This window comes from Cellulosimicrobium sp. SH8 (assembly GCF_025818875.1).
Taxonomy (GTDB): domain Bacteria; phylum Actinomycetota; class Actinomycetes; order Actinomycetales; family Cellulomonadaceae; genus Cellulosimicrobium; species Cellulosimicrobium cellulans_D.
Map to the genome: position 1 here is coordinate 135,043 of NZ_JAMXMH010000002.1, position 21,309 is coordinate 156,351.

Annotated in this window: 17 protein-coding genes and 1 riboswitch; of the genes, 4 read left to right on the plus strand and 13 right to left on the minus strand. The window is 73.6% G+C overall.

The window, feature by feature from the left end; genetic code table 11:
* Positions 1-22 precede the first annotated feature (22 nt).
* Positions 23-1,345, plus strand: coding sequence for a hypothetical protein (locus NF338_RS03355; protein ID WP_264029495.1), 1,323 nt, complete (start codon positions 23-25; stop codon positions 1,343-1,345).
* A 32-nt stretch (positions 1,346-1,377) separates the two neighbouring features.
* On the opposite strand, the gene NF338_RS03360 is transcribed toward NF338_RS03355, so the two are convergent.
* The 11 genes from NF338_RS03360 to gdhA form a co-directional block, all read right to left on the minus strand.
* Positions 1,378-1,821 (minus strand): hypothetical protein, encoded by a 444-nt coding sequence (locus NF338_RS03360; protein ID WP_264029497.1) that lies wholly within the window; start codon positions 1,819-1,821, stop codon positions 1,378-1,380.
* Between the two features lie 168 nt (positions 1,822-1,989).
* Positions 1,990-6,750 (minus strand): ExeM/NucH family extracellular endonuclease, encoded by a 4,761-nt coding sequence (locus NF338_RS03365; protein ID WP_264029498.1) that lies wholly within the window; start codon positions 6,748-6,750, stop codon positions 1,990-1,992.
* Positions 6,751-7,058: 308 nt separating this feature from the next.
* On the minus strand, positions 7,059-7,430 hold the full coding sequence (locus NF338_RS03370) for a sterol carrier family protein (protein ID WP_264029499.1): 372 nt from the start codon (positions 7,428-7,430) through the stop codon (positions 7,059-7,061).
* 30 nt (positions 7,431-7,460) lie between these two features.
* Complete coding sequence (locus tag NF338_RS03375) at positions 7,461-9,044, minus strand: RNB domain-containing ribonuclease (RefSeq protein ID WP_318782942.1); 1,584 nt, start codon at positions 9,042-9,044, stop codon at positions 7,461-7,463.
* A gap of 218 nt (positions 9,045-9,262) precedes the next feature.
* Positions 9,263-10,147, minus strand: coding sequence for an ABC transporter ATP-binding protein (locus NF338_RS03380; RefSeq protein ID WP_264029500.1), 885 nt, complete (start codon positions 10,145-10,147; stop codon positions 9,263-9,265).
* Positions 10,144-11,073 carry an ABC transporter ATP-binding protein gene (locus NF338_RS03385; protein WP_264029501.1) on the minus strand — a complete coding sequence of 310 codons (930 nt, stop codon included), beginning with the start codon at positions 11,071-11,073 and terminating at the stop codon, positions 10,144-10,146. Before NF338_RS03385 ends, NF338_RS03380 begins: the two co-directional genes overlap by 4 nt.
* Entirely contained in the window at positions 11,070-12,236 is a 1,167-nt protein-coding gene (locus tag NF338_RS03390) for an ABC transporter permease (RefSeq protein ID WP_264029502.1), read from the minus strand. Before NF338_RS03390 ends, NF338_RS03385 begins: the two co-directional genes overlap by 4 nt.
* Positions 12,229-13,227, minus strand: coding sequence for an ABC transporter permease (locus NF338_RS03395; protein WP_047231353.1), 999 nt, complete (start codon positions 13,225-13,227; stop codon positions 12,229-12,231). Before NF338_RS03395 ends, NF338_RS03390 begins: the two co-directional genes overlap by 8 nt.
* Before the next feature lie 46 nt (positions 13,228-13,273).
* Positions 13,274-14,953 carry an ABC transporter substrate-binding protein gene (locus NF338_RS03400; RefSeq protein ID WP_264029503.1) on the minus strand — a complete coding sequence of 560 codons (1,680 nt, stop codon included), beginning with the start codon at positions 14,951-14,953 and terminating at the stop codon, positions 13,274-13,276.
* Positions 14,954-15,156: 203 nt separating this feature from the next.
* The gene (locus NF338_RS03405) at positions 15,157-15,954 is read right to left on the minus strand and encodes a copper homeostasis protein CutC (RefSeq protein ID WP_264029504.1); all 798 of its coding nucleotides are present in this window, start codon (positions 15,952-15,954) and stop codon (positions 15,157-15,159) included.
* A gap of 82 nt (positions 15,955-16,036) precedes the next feature.
* A complete protein-coding gene (gene gdhA, locus NF338_RS03410) occupies positions 16,037-17,374 on the minus strand; it encodes an NADP-specific glutamate dehydrogenase (protein ID WP_204539621.1) in 1,338 nt (445 codons plus the stop codon).
* Positions 17,375-17,614: 240 nt separating this feature from the next.
* Positions 17,615-17,748: riboswitch (SAM riboswitch) on the plus strand.
* A 20-nt stretch (positions 17,749-17,768) separates the two neighbouring features.
* On the opposite strand from gdhA, the gene NF338_RS03415 reads away from it, so the two are divergent.
* Positions 17,769-18,368, plus strand: coding sequence for an NADPH-dependent FMN reductase (locus NF338_RS03415; protein ID WP_264029505.1), 600 nt, complete (start codon positions 17,769-17,771; stop codon positions 18,366-18,368).
* Complete coding sequence (locus tag NF338_RS03420; RefSeq protein ID WP_204539615.1) at positions 18,365-18,934, plus strand: flavin reductase family protein; 570 nt, start codon at positions 18,365-18,367, stop codon at positions 18,932-18,934. The genes NF338_RS03415 and NF338_RS03420 overlap by 4 nt, the downstream gene beginning before the upstream one ends.
* Before the next feature lie 100 nt (positions 18,935-19,034).
* Here the strand turns inward: NF338_RS03420 and NF338_RS03425 are convergent, their stop codons facing one another.
* The gene (locus tag NF338_RS03425; RefSeq protein ID WP_264029506.1) at positions 19,035-19,439 is read right to left on the minus strand and encodes a hypothetical protein; all 405 of its coding nucleotides are present in this window, start codon (positions 19,437-19,439) and stop codon (positions 19,035-19,037) included.
* A 165-nt stretch (positions 19,440-19,604) separates the two neighbouring features.
* Here NF338_RS03425 and NF338_RS03430 point away from each other — a divergent pair, with 165 nt between their 5' ends.
* Entirely contained in the window at positions 19,605-20,114 is a 510-nt protein-coding gene (locus tag NF338_RS03430) for a hypothetical protein (RefSeq protein ID WP_264029507.1), read from the plus strand.
* On the opposite strand, the gene NF338_RS03435 is transcribed toward NF338_RS03430, so the two are convergent.
* Positions 20,088-21,299, minus strand: coding sequence for an LLM class flavin-dependent oxidoreductase (locus NF338_RS03435; RefSeq protein ID WP_264029508.1), 1,212 nt, complete (start codon positions 21,297-21,299; stop codon positions 20,088-20,090). The two genes, NF338_RS03430 and NF338_RS03435, sit on opposite strands and share 27 nt — an antisense overlap.
* Positions 21,300-21,309 lie beyond the last annotated feature (10 nt).

The window sequence follows — 21,309 nt, forward strand, 5'->3', positions numbered from 1 at the left end:
AACCGCTCGCTATCCTGCCCGCGTGGCTCCCTCCCGCGTCGACCGCTCCCCTCGGGACGGCGACGGCCGGGACCGCGACGACCGACCTCGGCACCGCCGCGAGCGGGCGGCCTACCGGTTCGTGGAGGTCCGCGCCGCCGCGGGCCCGGCCCGGCTCGACGGCCTCACGGCAGGCGCCGGGGCGTTCCTCGTCGGCACGGTCCTCGGGTTCCTCGTCCTCCTCGGGCTCGGGCTCGTCGGTGGTGAGCTGGTCTCCGGCGGGCGGTACGAGGCCGACGAGGTCCTGCGCTCGACGATCGGCTGGTGGGTCCTGGTCCTCGCGGTCGCCGTGCCGGTCTTCGTGCCGGTGCACGCTGCGGCGACGCTCGCCGTCACCCACACCCTGCTGGGCGAGGGGCGACCCCGCACCGACGTCCCACCGCACTCGGTGCGGCGGCGCGTGGCGGAGTCGAGCCCGGCGGGGGCGCTCGCCGGGCTCGTCTGGACGTACCTCGTGCTCGCGCTCCTCGCCGGAGCGGTCGGGCTCTTCGCGATGGACCCTGACGACGCCGAGCGCACCCCGACCGTCGTGGTCTCCGCCGTGGTCGGGGTCGTGAGCGCGACCGGCCTGCTGCTCCTGCCCGGGCTGCGCGCGCGCTGGTCCGCCTGGCAGGACGTCGTGCGCACGACGTGGGGGCCGAACGAGGTGCGCCTCGCCCAGGAGGCCGAGCGTCGTCGGCGCGCCGCGCTCGGCCCGTCCGCGCCCGCGCGGCCCGACGGGCGGGTCGCGCTGCGGAACGACCGGACGGCCGCCGTGCTGGGCGGCGCCGGCATGCTCGGCGTCGTCCTGTTCCTGATCGGCCTGTGGATGCGACACCCCCGCAAGTTCGGCCCGGACCGGCACTTCGGGCCGGTGGGCGAGGTGTCGATCGACGTCCTCGTCGGCGTGGGCGGTGCGCTGGTCGGGGCTGCGCTGCTCCTCGGCGCGGTGTGGCTGCTGCTCCCGGTGTCACGACACGGACGGCAGCGCCGCGCGGGGCTCGTGCTCCTGCGCTCCCCGGAGCCGTCCGCGCCGCCCGCCGACGACGTCGTCCGGGAGCTCCTGTCGCCGTGGTCGGCGTCCACGACGGTCGCCCTCGTGCTGCTGGCCGGCTCCGGGATGCTCGCGCCCTCCGTCCTGGCCGGCCTCGCGGGCGGCGGCGTCGCGCTCCTGGTCGACGGGGTGCCGTTCGTCGCCACGGCGGCGGTCCTGGTCACCGTGACCCTCGCGGCGCTCTGCGTCGTCGTGGTCGGCGTGGCGCGGGCGGCGCGCTACCGCGCCCGGGTGCGCGAGCGCTGGCACGTGGGGGACGACGGACCCGGCTGACGCCCGGGCGCGGCGCCCGGTGACGGGACGGGTCAGCGACGCCCGCGCAGGCTCCGCCGGTCTGCGAGAACCGCCCACAGGCCGGCGACGGCCGCGCCGAGCGCGGCGCACGTGACGACGATGACGGTGAAGTACACGCCCGGCTTGAAGACCGGGGCGGCGGCGGGCGACTGCAGCCAGGCGCCGCCGATCCCGAGGCCGAGCACCGTGCCCAGCACCACGCCGACCGTGAAGAACGCCCCGTAGCGCGGCGCGCGGCGGACGGTCGTCGGGTCCACGACGGTCTCGAGCTCGACCTCGTCCGACGCCTCGGCAGAGTCGTCGGACGCCTCGGCGGGCACCGTCGGCACGGCCTCACGCACCGCGTCGGGCGCGGCGTCTGACGCGGTGTCGTTGGCGGTGTCGTCGGCGGTGTCCGGCGTCGTGGACCGGTCGGGGGCGCCGTCGTCGGGCACGGGGGACTGCTCGGAGCTCACGGCCACGACCCTACCCGCGGTTGCTGGGAGCTCCGTCTCTCGGGGAGCGGGACGGGCGGCCCACGGCGTCGGTCCCGCACGCACCGCGACCCGGGCCCGTCGGACGGGACCCGGGTCGCGGGACGCGGCGCCGCCTCGTGGGCGGCGCCGCACGGCGTCAGCGAACCGTCAGCCGCAGGTCTGGCCCTGGAAGGGGACCTCGTACTCCTGCGTCACGCCGTCCAGCGTGGCGGTGAAGGTCACCGTCCCGCCCTCGACCGACGTGGCCCGGGTGTTGAACGACTGGTACGCGTTCTTGCCCGGCTGGAGGTTCGGGAACCGCTTGGAGCCGTAGGGCGTCTCGACGACGACCTCGACCGGGACGTCCTCGCCGTTGGTCGCCCGGACCGCGACGTGGACGAACTTCCCCATGCAGCGGGCAGAAGCCTCGAGGTTCTCGAGCACCACCGTCGGGGTCGCGGCCTCGACCGTGACCGGGATCCGGGCGGTCGTGCCGCTCGGCGCGGCCACGACCCAGAGGTCGTAGTCGCCCGCCGCGGCGTCGGCCGGGACCGTCGCCGTCAGCGTCGCCGCCCCGCCCGTCACCGTGGCGGTGCCCGCCGGGGTGCCCGGGTTCGCCGGGTCGAACGTGGCGTCCGCCGCGACGAGGTAGCCGTCCACCGTCGTGTTCGCCGGCGACCCGAGCGACGTGAGGTTCAGGCCCGAGAGCCCCACGCTCACGTCGTCGCCCGCGGTCACGGTGCCGGGCAGCGCGTCGACCACCACGCGTGACCGGTCGAACGACGGCGACACGGGCGAGCTCTGCTGCAGGTACGCGATCCACGCGTCCCGGTCGACCAGACCGGAGTCGCGCGGGTCCGTGCCCTCGGTGAACACCCGGAAGTTGTCGCCGCCGGTCGCGAGGAAGGAGAACGTCGCCACGCGGTACTCGCCCGCGAGGTCGATCGGCTCACCGTCGATCGTCACCGACGAGACGTTGCTCCCGGGCGCCGCGAGCGGGTCGGCGGTCTCCGCCGTCCACGACACGTTGTCCGAGAGCCCCAGGGCGAGGTACGGACGCGACGGGCGCGTGCCGTCCAGGTTCGTCTGCCACTGCTGCTCGAGCATCTCGACGACCTGCTCGCCCGTGAGGGTCACGGTCCACAGGTTGTTGACGAACGGCAGGACCGCGTTGGCCTCGGCGTAGGTGATGACGCCGTCGCCGTTGTGGAAGAGCTCGTTGCGGAGCCCGCCCGGGTTGACGACGCCGATGTCGGCCCCGCCACGCGCCGGGTCGGACAGCGTGGCGAGGAGCGAGTCGGCGACGAGGTTCCCCAGCGTCGACTCGGAGGCGCGGTCGTCGCGGCCCGTGGTCGGCAGCGGGCCCGAGCCCACGTACGTCCCGCCGGGACCGGTGTAGGAGCCGCCAGCGAACGCCGTCGTGATGTCCGCGGTGACCTCGCCCACCGGCTGCGCGCCGATGATCTCGGCCTGCTTGAGCGCCGCGTCGACGATCGTCTTGACCGCCGCGACCCGCGGGTACGTCGCGACGAGCGTCGCGTCGTCGGTCGTCGTGCGCGCGACGTTCTGCGCCGTGTACGCCGTGACCTCGTGGGTCGCGGTGTCCACGGTGAGCGACACGTGCCCGATGAACTCGCCGTAGTTCCCGGTCTGGACGATCGGGCGGGTCTTGCCCGGGACGCCCGGGACGGGCGCGTCCCACGCGTACTGCTTGTGGGTGTGGCCCGTGAAGATCGCCGCGACGCGCGCGTCGGTCTCGTTGACGATGTCCGCGAAGGCGCCGCCCGCGGCGACCTCCTCCTCGAGCGTCGCGCCGTCGGGCGTGCCCGCGGACGCACCCTCGTGGACGAGGCCCACGACCACGTCCGCCTCGCCGTTCGCCGGGTCGCCGTCCTGGAGCTGGGCGGTGACGCGGTTGAGCGCCTCGACCGGGTCCCCGAAGTCGAGGTCCGCGATGCCCGACGGCGTGACGAGCGTCGGGGTCTCCTCGGTCACGACGCCCACGAAGCCGACGTCGAGCCCGTCGATCTCGACCACCTGGTACTCGGGCAGGGCCGGGTTGGTCGTGCCCTTGTCGTAGACGTTCGCGCCCAGGTAGGCCCAGTCGGCCTCGTCGCTCACGCGGCCGGTGAGGTCCGCGAAGCCCTGGTCGAACTCGTGGTTGCCGACGGCGGAGGCCGCGAGGTCGAGCGCGTTCAGCACGTCGATCGTCGGCTGGTCCTGCTGGAGCGCCGACGCGAACAGGGAGGCGCCGATGTTGTCGCCCGCCGAGACGAAGGCCGTCCCGTCGGGGTTCGCCGCGCGCAGCTGCTCGATCGTGCCCGCGAACTTCACGGTGTTGGCGTCGATGCGACCGTGGAAGTCGTTGATCGCCAGCAGGTCGAGCTGCGTCGTGCCCGGCCCGGCGTCGCCGAGCGCGAGGCCGACGAGGACCGGGTCGTGGTCGGAGGACCGGAACGGCGTCGTGTCGTAGAGGATCGACGCGTTGTAGTTGTACCGGCTGTACTCGTTGGCGATCGGCTCGACCGAGTTGATGTTCCACACGTCCGTGCCGGTGACGGCGCTCGCCGCGCCCGCCGAGGCGAACACGTGGTCGAGCGACCCGACGTACCCGTCGAACAGGTAGGTGTGCTCCCCGGTCGTCTCACCGAGGTCCGTGTAGCCCGCGTCCTTGAGGACCTCGAGCGGGTCCTCCTGGGAGTACGAGTTGAAGTCGCCCGCGAGCAGGATCTTGTCCGTGCCCGCGTCCGCCGCGACATCCTCGGCGAAGCCGACGAGCGCCGTCGCCTGCGCGACGCGCGACGCGTTGAACGCGCCCTGGCCGTCGCCCGAGTCCTCGTCGCCGGGCAGCACGGGCGTGCCGGAGCCCTTCGACTTGAGGTGGTTCGCGACGACGAGCACGTCGTCGCTCGCCGCGTCGTCGCCCTCGGAGATCCCGCCGACCGGCTGGAACACCTGCGCGAGCGGCTCGCGCGCGTTGACGAACGCCGGGTCGTCGAGCAGGATCCGCGAGTCCCCGACCGGCTCGGCCGCGTCCACCTGGTAGATGTACGCGAGCCGGATCACGTCCTCCTCGTCCGGCAGCGCGGCCGGCGACGGGACGAAGGCCCACTCGTCGGCACCTGCGGCGTCGTTGAGCGCGTCGACGAGGTCGGAGAGCGCCTGGTCGCGGTCCTTGCCGAACGGCGTCGAGTTCTCGATCTCCATGAGCGCGACGACGTCGGCGTCGAGCGCGTCGATCGCGGCGACGATCTTGGTCTCCTGGCGCTCGAGGTTCTCGGCGTTCGCCGCGCCGCGGGCGTCGCAGCCACGGTTGACCGTGATCGGGTTGCCCGCGCGGTCGGTGTAGTACGTGCAGCCCGTGAGCTGGTCGCCGGTCGTCGTGAAGTAGTTGAGCACGTTGAACGTCGCGACCGACAGGTCCCCGCCGACCTCGGCCGGGGCGTCCTCGCGGGTGTTCGCGAACGTGGCCGGCTGCACCGTGGCGGTGTTCCCGCCGTCACCGGCGGTGAGCTGCGTGAGCGGCTGGAACGTCCACGCGTCGAACCGGTAGTCGAGGATGACGGGCGTCGTGAAGGACACGCCCGCACCGACGCGCGCCGGTGCCCCGCCCGTGAGGTACGGGAGCGGGATGCCCTTGTTCGCCGTGTTGTTGAAGTTGGTCGTCGCCCCGTCGTCGAGCACGACGGCCCGTGCCGCGCGGTCGGTGACCGCGGCCGCGGCCTCCGCGCTGCCCGGTCGCCCGGCCGACGTCGGCTGGACGAACGGTTCCGTGCCCGCGGCGAGCAGGAACGAGCCGTAGAAGTTCGTGTCGTAGTTGTCCGCGACGACGTAGTCGCCCGCGGGCTGCACGAGCATGCCCTCGAGCACCTCGCGCGCGGCGTCGGTCGCGGGGAACGCGACGTTCGCGGGCTTGACCGCCTCGGCCGCCTCGTCGAGGACCGTCCAGCCACCCGCGGCGGGCGTGATCTGGGTCAGCGTGAAGTACTCGGACACGGCGCCCGTGACCTCGACGTGGTCGCCGACCTGCACGGCCGCGGCGCCCGCCTTGGAGTAGACGAAGATCGCGTCCGACGCCGTGTGCGAGGCGTCGAGGTCGCCGCCCGTGCCCTCGGTCTGCAGGTAGAAGCCGTCGTAGCCGCCCGTGGGGTAGGTCGCGGTGACGACGCCGCGCGTCGTGACGGTCTGGCCGACGAGCGGGCTCGCCGCGCCCGTGCCCTGGATCTCCGCGATCGGGACGACCTCGCCCGGCTCGGGGCCCGGGCCGCCGCCGTCGTCACCGCTGTTCTGCGGGGTGACGGTGCTGGAGAGCGTGAAGTCCTTGCTGTTGTCGTCCGTGTCCGCGAACCCGGTGCGGTTGATCGACGCCGGCACGTTGTTGGCCGACGGCGCGGGGCTCACGGCGGTCTCGAACGTGTTCGAGGTCCCGTACCCGACGAGGTCCACGACGTTCGCGGCGCCCGCGGCGTTGCCCGCGGGCAGCGTGACCGCCGAGGTGGAGCGCACGAGCGCGAGGGTGCCCGTCGTGCCCGACGGGTTGAGGCCCCCGGTCGCGTCCGGCGTCGGCAGCGCCGCGCCGGTCGACCCGTTGGAGCCGCCCTGCACGAGGAAGTAGCCCCCGGGCGCGACCGTGCCGGTCAGCGGCGTGACGCCGGTGAAGGCGCCCGTCCCCGTCGCCGAGCGGTACTGGAGCGACATGCCGGAGAGGTCGATCGCCGCCTGCGTGGGGTTGTACAGCTCGACGAACTTGTGGGTGTAGGGGGCGTTGGCGCTGCCGCCGCTCAGGTAGGCCTCGTTGATGACGAGGCCCGACCCGTCGGGTGCCGCGCTCGCGGCGGTGGCCGCCGCGACGGAGAGCGGCGCGGCGAGGGCCACGGTCAACGTGCCCGCCACCACCCTCCGTCGCCGCAGGTGCTGGTGGTCGGTCACGCTGACTCCTTCATCTCGTGCGGACGGCCGGGCAGCAGTCGCGCGTCCGTCGATCCAGTCCACGACTCGGACGGGTCGACGCCCTGCCTCCGCAGGACATCGCACCCCACCTGGATGAACGGGCGGTTGCTGCCACGTCACCGCCGCGAGAACGTCGCCGCACGTCGTCGTGCCGCGAGCGCCCGCACGGACGGCGGCCGATCATCATCGGACGCTAGCCCTCCGCGTCGCGCGCCGCCAGACCTGGGGGCGAGAACGTTACGCACCGGTAACACGCCGGTCCCGGACGCACGGTCCGGACCGCGACCTCAGCGAGGGCGTGCTGCCTGGAGCGGCAGGAGCCACGAGATGTCGGAGCGCTCGCCCGAGGCCCGGACACGGCCGGCCGCGACGGCGTCGGCCCACGCGAGCGTGCCGGTCACGAGGCCGAGCCACGTCTGCGGGTCGGTCTCCACGACGTTGGGCGGCGTCCCGCGCGTGTGCCGGGGGCCCTCGACCGCCTGCACCGCGCCCGCCGGCGGCACGCGCACCTCGACCGTGTGCCCGGGCGCCACGTCCGCGAGCTCCTCGAGCGTGAACCGCACCGCGGTCGTCACGGCCTTGCGGTCGGCGGGGTCGGCGCGCCACGCCGCCAGGGCGAGGCGGCCGGCGGCCGGGTCGGTACGTCGTCGGGCAGGCACGAGGACCAGCCTAGGTCGCCCCGCCCACCCTCAGCCGACGGTGAACCGGACGCGGCGCTCCACCACCGACGCCTCGCGCAGCGTCGCGCGCACGGGGTCGCCGAGCGGGAGGTCGGCGCCCTCGGTGCTCTCGACCGGCGCGCGGACCGCGGGGTCGGTGAGCACCACCTGGCCGCGCCGCGCACCCGACGCGTCACCGCCCTCCCGCTCGAGGCGCCGGCCACGCTCCCGGTCGTCCTCGACGTCGACGACGACGCCGTCGAACTCCTCGCCCTCGCGCCCGCTCAGCAGCGCCGCCTCGACGACGTCGACGATCGCGCGCTCGTACGAGCCCGCGCGCTGGCCCGTCCGCGCCATCGTGCGGGGCAGGCCGGGCAGCGCGTCGAGCACCCAGCGCGGCACGTCCTCGCTCGCGCACAGGGCGAGGCAGACCTCGGTGCCGTACCGGTCCACGAGCCGCCGCAGCGGCGCCGTGACGTGCGCGTACTCGGCACCGATCGCGGCGTGGGCGGCGTCGTCGGGCACGCCGGGCTCCTGCCCCGTCCCCCCGAACGCCTCGTACGACGCGCCGCGGAAGAGCGACGTCGCCTCGTTGAGGAACGCCGCGTGGCGCGGGACGCGCGAGTCGAGGGTCGGCACGAGCTCGGCGTACGCCGTCTCGCGCGGCCAGCTGATCCCGAGGGCGCGCGCCGTGCGCCGCAGGCGCGCGAGGTCGCGCGGGTCGGCCTCGGGCAGCGCCCGGAAGACGCCGACCCCGCCCGCGCGCATGAGGCGCGCCGCCGCGATCCCCGTGAGCAGCGAGATCTGGGCGTTCCACCCCTCCGCCGGGAGGGTCGAGCGGAACACGAGGCCGAACGTGCCGTCGTCGAGCGGGACGATCTCCTGCTCGGGGACCTCGAGGGACACTCCCCCGCGCTCGCGCTCGCGCGCGAGGCGCAGCTCGCCGACCTCCCGGAGCAGCAGGAGCGCGGCCCCGCCCGCGTCCTCGGACCCGCCCGCGTCGATCGCGGCCTGGGCCTCGTCGTACGTGAGCCGCCGCGTCGACCGCACGACGGCGCGGCGGACCGTCGCGTCGAGGATCTCGCCCCGCGCGTCGAGCACGACGCGCCACGCCGCCGCCGGGCGCTCCTCGTCCGGCAGGAGGCTCGCCGCACCTTCGGAGAGCACGGCGGGGTGGAGCGGGGTGCGGCCGTCGGGCGCGTAGAGGGTCGTCCCGCGCTCGTGCACCTCGGCGTCGATCGCCCCGCCCGGCGCGACGAACGCGCCGACGTCCGCGATGGCGTAGTGCACCACGAAGGCCGCGCCCGCGGGACCTGCCGGGTCGTCCCCGGCGTGCTCGAGGTGGAGCGCCTGGTCGAGGTCCATCGACCCGGGCGGGTCGATCGTCACGAACGGGACGTCGCGCAGGTCGACACGGCCGTCGCCGACGCCGACGCCGCCGTCGCGGACGACGGCCTCCGCCTCGGCGAGCACCGCGGCGGGGAACGACTCCGGGACCTCCATCTCGCGGCGCAGCGCCGCGAGCGCGCCGGTCACGGTGGCGGCCGGGTCCACGGAGGGCGACGGCGCAGGGGACTCGGCGGGGCGGGCGAGGCGCAGATGACGGGCGGGCACGAGCCCGACCCTACCCATCCGCCGCCCGGCGGTCTCCCGCCGGTCGTCTCCTCGGGGCCGCCACGTCCGGGTCGGGGACCACGGCGAGCGCGCAGGAGGGCGCGCGGGCCAGGGCGTCCGACAGACCTGGCCCGCGCGACGGGTACGCGCCACCACCGACGCGTACGGTCGGGGCGACACCCGCCGCCCGGATCGAGCGGGCGGCGGGTGCGCCGGTCTCACATGCCGCGCGTGCCGAACCGGTCGCGGTCGGCGCCGTCGCCCGACCCCGCCGCGGCCGCCGCGAGCTCGCGGCGCACCTCCTCGCGCAGCTTCCCGTGATTCTGCGGCTCGGGCGCCGCACCGAGGAGCAGCTTGGTGTAGTCGTGCTGCGGGTCGAGGATCACCTGGTCCGACGGGCCTCGCTCGACGACGTTCCCGCGGAACATCACGAGGATCTCGTCGCTGAAGTGCCGCGCGGTCGCGAGGTCGTGCGTGATGTAGAGGACCCCGAGGTTCTCCTCCCGCTGGAGCCGGGCCAGCAGGTTGAGCACCCCGAGCCGGATCGACACGTCGAGCATCGACACCGGCTCGTCGGCCACGAGGAAGCGCGCACCCGGCGCGAGTGCCCGGGCGATCGCGACCCGCTGGCGCTGCCCGCCCGACATCTCGTGCGGCTGCTTGGCCGCGAACACGGGCGCCGGCGTGAGGTTCACGCGCTCCAGGAGCTCGTGGACCCGCGCGTCGAGCGCCTGCCGGCCTCGGGCGACCTTGTGCAGGCGCAGCGGCCGCTCGAGGTGGTGGCCCACGGTGTGGAACGGGTTGAGCGACGCGAACGGGTCCTGGAACACCATCTGCACGTCGTGCCGGTAGGCGTCGAGGCCCCGGCCGCGGGTCGCGGACGGTGTGCCGTCCAGCAGGATCTCGCCCGACGTCGGCGTCTCGAGCTGGGCGATCATGCGCGCCACCGTCGACTTGCCCGAGCCGGACTCCCCGACGACCGCGATCGTCTTGCCCGGCTCCAGGGTGAACGACACGTCGTTCACCGCGCGCAGGCGCGTGCGGCGCAGCCCCTTGCGGATCGAGAAGTCCTTGACCAGGTTGCGGACCTCGAGGGTGCTCATGCGTGCGGTCCTTCCTGGCTCTCGCCGGTGCCCTCGCCCGTGCGGACGAACGAGCCGCGGTCGCCCGTGAGGCTCGGGAACGAGCCCAGCAGGCGTCGCGTGTACGGGTGCTGGGCGCCCTCGAAGATCGACTCCGCCGTGTCGATCTCGACGATCTCGCCGCGGAGCATCACCGCGATGCGGTCGCTGATCTCCAGCAGGAGCGGGAGGTCGTGCGTGATGAACACGACGGCGAACCCGAGCTGCTCGCGCAGCCGCATGATCTCGCGCAGGATCCCGCGCTGGACCACGACGTCGAGCGCCGTCGTCGGCTCGTCCATGATCATGACCTGCGGGTTGAGCGCGAGCGCCATCGCGATCATGACGCGCTGCCGCATGCCGCCCGACAGCTCGTGCGCGTAGCTGTCGAGGCGCAGCGGGTCGACCCCCACGAGCTCGAGGAGCTCCGCGGACCGGGTCGACCGGTCCTTGCGCGACATCCCGGGCCGGTGGGTCTTGAGCACGTCCCCGAGCTGGTCGCGCACGCTGATGACCGGGTTGAGCGAGTTCATCGCGCCCTGGAACACCATGGAGACCTTGTCCCACCGGAACGCCCGCAGGGCGTCGCCCGAGAGCGCGACGACGTCGACGTCGTCGCCGTCCTGGTCGTGGAACGTCACCGTCCCGGACGTGAGGAGCGCCGGGGGCTTGAGGAGGCGGTTGATCCCGTATGCGAGCGTCGTCTTGCCGCAGCCCGACTCGCCCGCGAGGCCGAGGATCTCGCCACGGTGCAGCGTGAGCGACACGTCCTTGACGGCGTGGACGACCGGCTCGACCTCGTAGTCGATCGAGACGTGCCGCGCGGTGAGCACCGGCTCCTTGCCGACGAGGTAGGCGGCGTGGCCCGCGCTGGTCAGCGGCCCGGTAGCCGTGGTCGTGGCGGTCATGCGCCCACCGTCTCCTTCGCGTCGTCGGCGTCGGTGTCCGTGCCGTCAGGGTCGCCGCCGTCGGCGCCAGTGGCGTCCGAACCCGCGCCGTCGGGGTCCGCGTCCGCGGCGAGGCCGGCCTTGCGGGCCTTGCGCACGCTCTTGACCGCGGCCGGGCCCAGGCGCAGCCGGGGGTTGATGATCTCGTCCAGGCTGAAGTTGATGAGCGCGAGCCCGCAGCCGAAGAGCGCGATGAGCAGGCCCGGCGGGACGAACCACCACCACATGCCGAGGCTCAGCGCGTTGTTCGCGCTCGCCTGGTTGAGGATCGTGCCCCACGTGATCGAGCCCGAGGGGCCGAGCCCGAGGAACGACAGCCCCGCCTCGGCGAGGATCGCGAGGAGCACCGCGCCGAGGAACTGCGCCGTGAGCAGCGGCAGGAGGTTGGGGAAGATCTCCACGAGGATGATCCGCGGCGTCTTCTCCCCCGCGACCCGCGCCGCGGACACGTAGTCGCGGGCGCGCAGCGACTTCGCCTGCATCCGGAGGACGATCGCCGCGCCCGGCCAGGCCGTCAGGCCGAGGATCACGGCCACGATGATGAGCGACCTCGTCTGCAGGTACGCCGAGATGACGATGATGAGCGGCAGGCCCGGGATGACGAGCATGATGTTCGTGACGAGCGAGAGCGCCTCGTCGGTGAACCGCCCGCGGTACCCCGCGACGATGCCGAACACGATCGACAGCACGAGCGCGATCGCTCCGGCGACGAGACCCACCATGAGCGAGCCCTGCCCGCCGTACGCCACCTGGGCGAAGATGTCGTTCCCGATGTGGTTGGTGCCGAGCAGGTGCTCGGCGCTCGGCGGCAGGAACCGCGCGTTCGCCGTCGAGCGCGGGTCCTGCGTGAAGAACGGCGCGACGAACGTGAACAGCAGGATGCCGACCACGAGGACGATCCCCGCGGTGAGCTTGCCGGACCGGCGCGGGAGCATCGCCCGCAGGCCCCGGCGCGCGGGCGCGGCGGGGGCGTCCTGGTCGAGCGCCGCAGGAACGTCCCGCACGTCCGGGACGATCCCCTCGGTCGTCGTCGCCGGCGCGAGGCCGTCGGCCACGACCGTGGCCACGGGTGCCGCGTCGGCGGCGGGGGTCACGATCTCCGTGTCGCGGATGTTGTCAGACATTGGCGCGCGCCCTCGGGTCGATGAATCCGTAGATGATGTCCATGAGGAAGTTCGCGGCGAGCACGGCGAGCGTGATCACGAGGAACGTGCCCTGCATGAGCGCGAAGTCGCTCGCCTGGACCGCGTTGAACAGGAGCTTGCCCAGACCCGGGTAGCTGAACACCTGCTCCATGACCACCGACCCCGCCACGACGAACCCCAGCGCGACGCCGAACCCGGCGAACGACGGTAGCGCGGCGTTGCGGGTCGCGTAGGTGATCGCGACGCGCATGCGGCGCAGGCCCTTGGCCTCGGCCGTCGTGACGTAGTCCTCGGACAGCGTGGACACCATCATGTTGCGCATCCCGAGCAGCCAGCCCCCCACGGACGAGAGCACGATCGTCAGCGCGGGCAGGAACCCGTGGTAGATCACGCTGCCGACGAACGCCCACGACCACTCGGGTCCGTTGTCGAAGCCGAAGATGTCGTAGCTGCCGATCCGCGGGAACCACCCGGTCGAGACCGAGAAGACCGAGACGAGGATGAGGGCGAGCCAGAAGTAGGGCACCGCCTGGAGGAGCGTCGACGCGGGGATGATGCTGTCCACCCACGTGCCGCGCTTCCAGCCGGCCCACGCCCCCAGCCCGACACCCAGGACGAACGAGATGATCGTCGCGAGTCCCACGAGCCCGACCGTCCAGGGGAGGGCCTGGCCGATCAGCTCGGTGACGGGCTGGGGGTAGTACGTGATGGAGATCCCGAGATCTCCCTGGAACAGACGCCCCCAGTAGTCCACGTACTGGTCCCACAGGGAGGCGTCGCCGTCCGCGCCGAAGAGGAGGTCGATGCTGTTCTGCATCTGGGGCGTCAGCTCGCCGCCCTTGCGCAGGAACTTGTCGATGAAGATCTGCTTGGGGTCGCCAGGCATGAGCTTCGGGATCAGGAAGTTCAGCGAGACCGCTGCCCAGAGGGTGATCACGTAGAACGTGATCCGTCGTGCGTAGTACCTCATGATGCGTGTCCCTCGTTCCCCGGTCCTCCTCCTCGGCGCGGTCGCATCAGCTCGTCGGCTCGAGCTTCGAGAGCACGACGCCCAGCGAGACCGTGCTCCACGACGGCGGGAAGGCGTAGAGGTCGTCCTCGGTCGGCCAGCCCGTGAAGTCCTTCGTGTCCATGAACGTCTGCGAGGCGTTCACGACCACCGGGATGTAGGGCAGGTCGCGGACGATCTCCTCCTGGATGACCGCGTACTGCTCCTGCTTCGCGGCCTCGTCGTTCGTCGAGGCGGCCGCCTCGACCGCGGCGTCGACCGTCGGGTTCGTGTAGCGCACGTAGTTGAAGAGGCCGGACTCCATGACCTCGCCGACCGGACGCGTGTAGTCCGTCGTCATCCACTGGCGGTAGATGCTGAACGGGTCGTCGAGCGACGGGCCCGTGATGCCGCCGACCATGAGCTGGTAGGTGCCCGCGACGCGCGCGTCCGACATCTCCTGCTGCGTGACCTTGTTGTGGACGATCGAGATGCCGGCGGCCTTCGCCTGCTCGACGAGCAGGTCGCCGACGGCGTTGTAGTCGTTCCAGCCGTCGACCGTGATGAGCGTCAGCTCGACCTTCTGGCCGTCCTTCTCGTAGATGCCGTCCGCACCCTTGGTGTAGCCGGCGTCCTCGAGGACCTTCGACGCCGCCGCGGCGTCGGCCGTCTGCGGGCTCTCCGCCTCGACGTCGGGCGAGATCCAGCGGTCGTCACGGCCGAGCAGCGCGAACGTCGGGGACGCCGTCGCCGCGAGGCCCGCGAACGCCTTCTCGTTGATCTCCTGACGGTCCATCGCGAGGTTGATCGCCTGGCGCACCGCGACGTCGGTCTGCGGTCCGGTGCAGCCGAGGTCGACCGACACGCAGGTGTAGATCGTCGTCGGGTCCTGCGGCGTGTTGAGCATCGTGAGGCGGCCGTCCTCGGTGATGCGGTCTGGGTCCGCGACGAACATCGCGGTCCAGTCGACCTTCCCCGTGGTCATGAGGTCCTCGGCGCTCTGGTTCGCGTCGATGCCGAGGTAGCGGACCTTCTTGACCTTGGGGGCGCCGTCCCAGTAGTCCTCGTTCGCGACGACCGTGTAGGCCGCCTCGGTGACCGCGTCGGCCTTGAACGGGCCGGTGCCGACCGGGTTCTCGTTCGCGAACGTCACGAGGTCGTCGACCTCGGACCAGATGTGCTCCGGCACGACGAGCGACGTGCCGAGGATCTGGACCTCGGAGGTGAACTGCGGCGAGTCGAACGTCCACGTCACGGTGTACGGGTCGACGGCCTCGACCGAGATCACGAAGTCGCGCTTGGCGGCCTCGTTGGTCTGGGAGAAGACCACGTCGTCGGCGTCGAAGTCCTCGCCGTCGGTCCACTTGACGCCCTCGCGGAGCTTCACCGTGAGCTCGGTGCCGTCCTCCGACCACTCGAACGACTCGCCGAGGCGGGGCTCCGGCGGGCCGGCCTGCGCCTTGTTGTAGTAGAAGAGCGGCTCGTAGATCGCACCGTTCGCCGCGTGCAGCGGGTTCGGCGAGTACGGGTTGAAGTTCGCGACGATCGGCGTCTGCGTACCGGCCCACACGTTGAGCGTGCGCCCACCGTCGGCGGTCTCGTCGCCGTCGCCGTTCCCGGAGCCGGAGCAGCCCGTCGCCATGAGGGTCACGCCGGTCACGAGCGCAACCGCCGTGAGCAGACGCTTGCGCGCCGTGCTTCGAATCATCATCGGTCCTTTCGCGTGGACGACGCGTCGTCGCGTCGTTCGTCGTGCGCCCGGAGGCGTGTGGCAGGAACACTAACTAATCGATGCGAGGCCATCGACGAATACGACAGGAAAGTTACCTAACTGAGACATGCCCGATCCGGGCCGCCCTCGGGCACAGCGACGGCCGGCCCCCGCGTGACGGGGACCGGCCGGAGAGGTCGCTAGAGCGCGGCGTCGATCGCCGCGCGCGCCGCCGCGGCGACCTCGGGGTCGGTGACCTCGTAGCCGGCGTCGCCGCCGCCCCCGGGCCCGGCGTCGTCCGCGACGACGCGCTTCGCGGAGAGGTGCACGGCGTCCACGCCGACGGCCACGAGCGCGCCGACGTCCTGGGGCCGCACTCCCCCGCCGGCCATGACCTGGACGCGGCCGCCCAGGGGTCCGCGGGCGTGCGCCGCCATGGCCCGCAGGCGCTCGACGCCGTCGATGCTGCGCGCCGCACCGCCCGACGTGAGCACGCGGACCACCCCGGCGGCGGCGAGCGCGTCGAGGGCCGCCAGCGGGTCCGCGACGACGTCGACCGCGCGGTGGAACGTCACCTCGCGGCCGTCTGCGGCCTCGACGAGGGCGCGCACGGCGGGGGTGTCCACGAGGCCGTCCGGGGTCAACGCCCCGACCACGACGCCCGCCGCACCCGCCGCGACCGCGGCCCGGACGTCGCGGACCTGCACGTCGAGGTCGGCGGCCGAGAGGACGAACCCGCCCGGGCGCGGTCGCACGAGGACGTGCACCTCGACGGCGGGACCGCCGTTCGCAGCGTCGGCAGCGGCCACGACCGCCGCCTCCACGAGCCCGGCGCTCGGCGTGAGCCCGCCCGTCGCGCCCAGGCCGACGCACAGCTCGACCCGCCGAGCGTCCACGGCGGCGGCCACCCGGACGCCCTCCGGGTCCTGCACCGCGAGCTCGAGCACGACGTCGCGGCCCGCGCGCGCGGCGGGGCCCTCGGGGTCGGTGGTCGTCACTGCGTTCTCCCGTCGTCCGGTCCGGCGGCCGTCACGTCGCGCTGCGTGCGCGACGGCGGCCGTCGGCCAGGGTAGACGACGGTCAGATGACGCCGAGCGCGAGGATCGCGTCGGCGACCTTGGTGAAGCCGGCGACGTTGGCGCCGAGCACGTAGTTGCCGGGCGCGCCGTACTCGTCGGCGGTCTCGACGCACCGGTCGTGGATGCCCGCCATGATCTGCGCGAGCCGCTCCTCCGTGTACTCGAACGACCACGCGTCGCGCGACGCGTTCTGCTGCATCTCGAGCGCCGAGGTCGCGACGCCGCCGGCGTTCGCGGCCTTGCCGGGCGCGAAGAGCACGCCTGCCTCCTGCAGGAGCGCGACGGCGGAGGGCGTCGTGGGCATGTTGGCGCCCTCGGCGACCGCGACGACGCCGTTCGCGACGAGCTGCTTGGCCGCGCTCTCGTCGAGCTCGTTCTGCGTCGCGCACGGGAGCGCGACGTCGCACGGCACGTCCCAGATGGAGCCGTCGGTGACGACGCGCGCACCCGGGCGGCGGGCCGCGTAGTCGGCGACGCGGCCGCGCTCGACCTCCTTGACCTGGCGGAGCAGGTCGAGGTCCACGCCGGCCTCGTCGACGACGTAGCCGGAGGAGTCGGAGAACGCCACGACGTTCGCACCGAGCTGCTGGGCCTTGGCGGTCGCGTAGGTCGCGACGTTGCCCGAGCCGGAGACGACGACGCGCCGACCGTCGAGGTCCTGCCCGCGCGTGGCGAGCATGCTCTGCGCGAAGAGCACGGTGCCGTACCCGGTGGCCTCCGTGCGCACGAGGGACCCGCCCCACGAGATGCCCTTGCCCGTGAGGACGCCGGACTCGTAGCGGTTGGTGATCCGCTTGTACTGCCCGAACAGGTAGCCGATCTCGCGTCCGCCCACACCGATGTCGCCGGCCGGGACGTCGGTGTTCTCGCCGATGTGCCGGTACAGCTCGGTCATGAACGACTGGCAGAACCGCATGACCTCGCCGTCGGAGCGGCCGCGGGGGTCGAAGTCCGACCCGCCCTTGCCGCCGCCGATCGGCATGCCGGTGAGCGAGTTCTTGAAGATCTGCTCGAAGCCGAGGAACTTGACGATCCCGAGGTAGACCGACGGGTGGAACCGCAGGCCGCCCTTGTACGGGCCGAGCGCCGAGTTGAACTCGACCCGGAAGCCGCGGTTGATCTGCACGCGGCCCGAGTCGTCCACCCACGGGACCCGGAAGATGATCTGGCGCTCGGGCTCGCACACGCGCTCGAGGACGGCCGCCTCGACGTAGCGCGGGTGCTTGCGCAGCACCGGGCCGAGCGAGTCGAAGACCTCGCGCACGGCCTGGTGGAACTCGGCCTCGCCGGGGTTGCGACGCAGGACCTCGTCGTAGACGGACTGCAGTCGGCTGTCCATGGGCTCTCCTCGTCTGGACTCGCGGAAACTCCTGCTGACGGTACGCCTGTGCCAGAAGTTCCCGTACCGCCGTCTCACTCCCTGCGCACCCGGGGACGGCGCGCCGGAGGTCCGGTGCGCGGCCCAGGGCGTGGCCCGAGCCCGCCAGGAGCGCACTGCGGACGACACAACCGTCCACCCACTGAGAAACCCGATCGATCTGGTGCGGTTTTCGTGAAGCCGTTGCTATACCCGTCCCCAGGTCACGAGCACCAGCGCCAAGCCCCGGCTCGCTGGTCGGCAACCCCCTGTCACGGCGGGGTGCTCCGGGAGATGACCAGGCCGCGCGCGACCGGCCCCGCACCCGCGGGACGGCCGCGCGGCAAGCGTGATCGACGACTACTGCGAGGTACACATGACCCACCGCTCCCTCTCCCCGACGGTCCTCGCCGTCTCCGGCAACCCGCGACCCGGCTCGCGGACGCTGGGGGCTGCCGAGACCGTGGCGCACCGCGTCGCCGCCCTCCTCGGCACGACCGACGTCTCGACGATCGACCTCGCGGCGTTCGGCAGCGAGATCCTCGGCCCCGAGCACCCCAGCGCGGACGCCGCCCGCGACCGGCTGGCCGCGGCGACCGTGGCCGTCGTGGCGACACCGGTCTACAAGGCCTCGTACACCGGGCTCCTCAAGGCGTTCCTCGACCTCTACGGCCCGGACGGGCTCGCGGGCGTCGTCGTCGTGCCGCTCGTCGTGTCCGGCAACCCCGCCCACGCGCTCGTCGGCGAGGTGCACCTGCGGCCCGTGCTCGTCGAGCTCGGCGCCGTCGTCCCGACCCGCTCCCTCACGGTCACCGAGCCGCAGCTCGCGGACCTGGGGCCGGTCGTGGACGCGTGGCTCGCCCGCGAGGGCGGCGCGCTGCGCCGCGCCGCGACGCCGCTCCCCGGGGTGGACGGCGGCGACCCGCCGCCCGCCGACCAGGCCGTCGCCGACGCGTTCGCGGGGGTGGCCCGATGACCGCCGAGCTCACCCACCTGGAGGCCCTCCTGGCAGAGCAGGACGAGCCGCAGCTCTCCCCCGACGAGTACAAGTCCGTGTTCCGCGGCCACCCCGCCGGGGTCGCCGTGATCGCGCTCGAGCACGACGGCCGCCTCGTCGGGTTCACCGCGACGTCGGTCATCTCCGTCTCGGCCGCGCCCCCGCTGCTCGCGTTCTCGCTCGCGTCGACGTCGTCGTCGTGGCCCGCGGTCTCCGCGGCACGCACGCTCACGGTGAGCTTCCTCGCCGACCATCAGGACGACGTCTCGGCACGCTTCGCGACGAGCGGCATCGACCGGTTCGCCGACGGCGGCTGGTCGCGCCTCGGCACCGGGGAACCCGTCATCGACGGGGCCCTCTCGTGGGTCCGGGGCCGCGTGGTCCAGCGCACGCCGGTGGGCGACTCCTACCTCGTCTCGCTGCGGGCGCTCGCGTCGAGCGTCGGCACGGACACCGGCCCGCTGCGTGGGGCGACCGACACGGCGTCGCCCCTCGTCTACCACGACCGCACCTACCACCGGATCGGGGACCACTCGGCGCTCTGACCCGCACGCTGCGGGCGCACCACGGGCGAAGGGCCCGACGGCGGACGCACCGCCGTCGGGCCCCTCGCCCGTCCCGCGCCGCCCCGCACGGGTGGACCGGTCACCAGCTCCAGCCGCGCGCGCTGAGCTCGAGCTCCTCGCGGAAGCGCTCGTCGTCGCCCGTGCGGAACCCGGCCCGCAGCGGGGCGTCCTCGACCGAGAGCCCGGTGAGCCGGCACGCCTCCCGGAGCAGCGCGTCGTAGGCGCCCTGGACCGCGAGATAGTGGTGGGCACGGGCGTAGACGTCCGGGTCCGCCTCGATGCGCCGCATCTCCGCCGCGAGCTCGCTCAGCCGGACCTGGAGCGCGAGCGTCGCGAGCGGGTCGGGGGCCGACGGGCGGCGCCGCAGCAGGTGCGGTCGGCTGGTCGTCCGGTGGCTCGGGGGCCGTCCGGCGCGGCGCAGCACCCACCACGCGGCGGCGACCGTGCACGCCGTCGCGCACCAGACCATCAGCAGCCACGACATCGGAGCCGACCTCTGCGCGGGGAGACCCACCGGACCTCTCCAGTCTAGGTCCGCACGACGCCGTGAGCCATGGGTCGCGCTCACCATCCCCCGGACGGCGCTGCCGCCGTACCATGCCGACGACGGCTTGCGACGACGCGGGTCAGGGCGACGAGGGGGCGACCGGTGGCGACAGCACGACGGCTGCGGACGATCGCGTTCCGCGGCCAGCTCTGGGCGGCGCTCGTGCTCCCGCTGTGCCTCGTGGCTGGGGCCGTCGCCGCGGGCGGCGGACTGCTCATGGCAGGGTTCGTGGTCGCGGCGATCCCGATCGCCGGCCTGCTCGCGCTCGCTCCCCTGCTGGGGACGTGGGTCGGGCGCATGCGGTCCGCCGACGACGTCCCGCTCCCCTACGCCGTCGTGACCGTCGCGCTGTGGATCGTGGCGATCCCCGTCGGGTTCCTCCTGACGTACACCCAGCCGATACCGGTGGCCGTCCCGGTCCCGCGCGGCTATCACGCCGCCGAGGTCGCGAGCGCCGTCGTCGTGCCCGCGGTCCTGCTGCTCTGGGTCGCCCAGCTCGTCCTGGCGCTCGTCGGCGTCCGGGCGCGCCGTCCGGGCGCACCCGACGGCGTCGCGCGGACCTCGCCGACGGGGCCGGCAACCGGCTCAGAACGGCACGGCATGGGTGCGTGACGCGGCGCTGCCGGTGCGCGTGGCGGGAGCGGTGAGACCGCGCGCGTCGAGCAACGGGCGCACGCCCTCCGCGAACCAGTAGGCCTCCTCGAGGTGGGGGTAGCCAGACAGGACGAGCTCGTCGAACCCGGCCGCGCGGTACTCCTCGATCAGGTCGGCGACCTCCTCGTGGCTGCCGACGAGCGCCGTCCCGGCGCCGCCGCGCACGAGCCCCACGCCTGCCCACAGCCCGGGGTGGATCTCCAGGTCCCGCGCGCGCCGGGCGGCCGCGAGGTCTCCGCCGCCGTGGAGCGCGACCATGCGCTGCTGCCCGACCGACCCGGACGAGCCGAGGAGCCGCTGGGCGCCCGCGATCTGCTCGGGCGTGAGGTCGTCGAGGAACCGCTGCGCGACGTCCCACGCGTCGGCCGACCGGTCGCGCGTGATGACGTGCAGGCGCACCCCGAAGCGGATCGTGCGCCCCTGCGCGGCGGCGAGCTCGCGCACGCGCTCGATCTTCTCGCGCGCCTGCGCAGGCGGCTCGCCCCACGTGAGGTAGACGTCGGCCTGCGCCGCGGCGACGGGCAGGGCGGCCTCCGACGAGCCACCGAAGTAGATCTCCGGGCGCGGGTCCGGCGGCGCGGACGCCCGGGCGTCGGCGATCCGGTAGTGCGTGCCCTCGTACGAGAGCGGCGCCTCGTCCCACACGCCGCGCACGACCTCGAGGAACTCGCGCGTGCGGTCGTACCGCTCGTCGTGCTCGAGCCAGTCGCCGAACCGGCGCATCTCGTTCTCGTCGCCGCCCGTGACGACGTTGAGGAGCAGCCGCCCACCGGACAGGCGCTGGAACGTCGCGGCCATCTGCGCCGCGAGCGTCGGCGAGACGAGGCCCGGGCGGAACGCGACGAGGAACTTCAGCCGCTCCGTGCTGCGGATCAGCGCGGACGTGACGAGCCACGCGTCCTCGCACCACGTGCCCGTCGGTGTGAGCACGCCCTCGTAGCCGAGGCGGTCGGCAGCGACCGCGACCTGCTCCAGGTAGTCGAGCGACGGCGCGCGGAACCCGGTCGCCCGGCCGGGAGTGTCCTTCGCGTGCGCGCCGTCCACGATCCCCCGTGCGTCGCCCGACGTCGGCAGGAACCAGTGCACGGCGAGCGGGCGGCGGGCGGCCGCCTCGTCGGGCGGGGGCGCGGGTGTCGCGGGCACGGGCACAGCG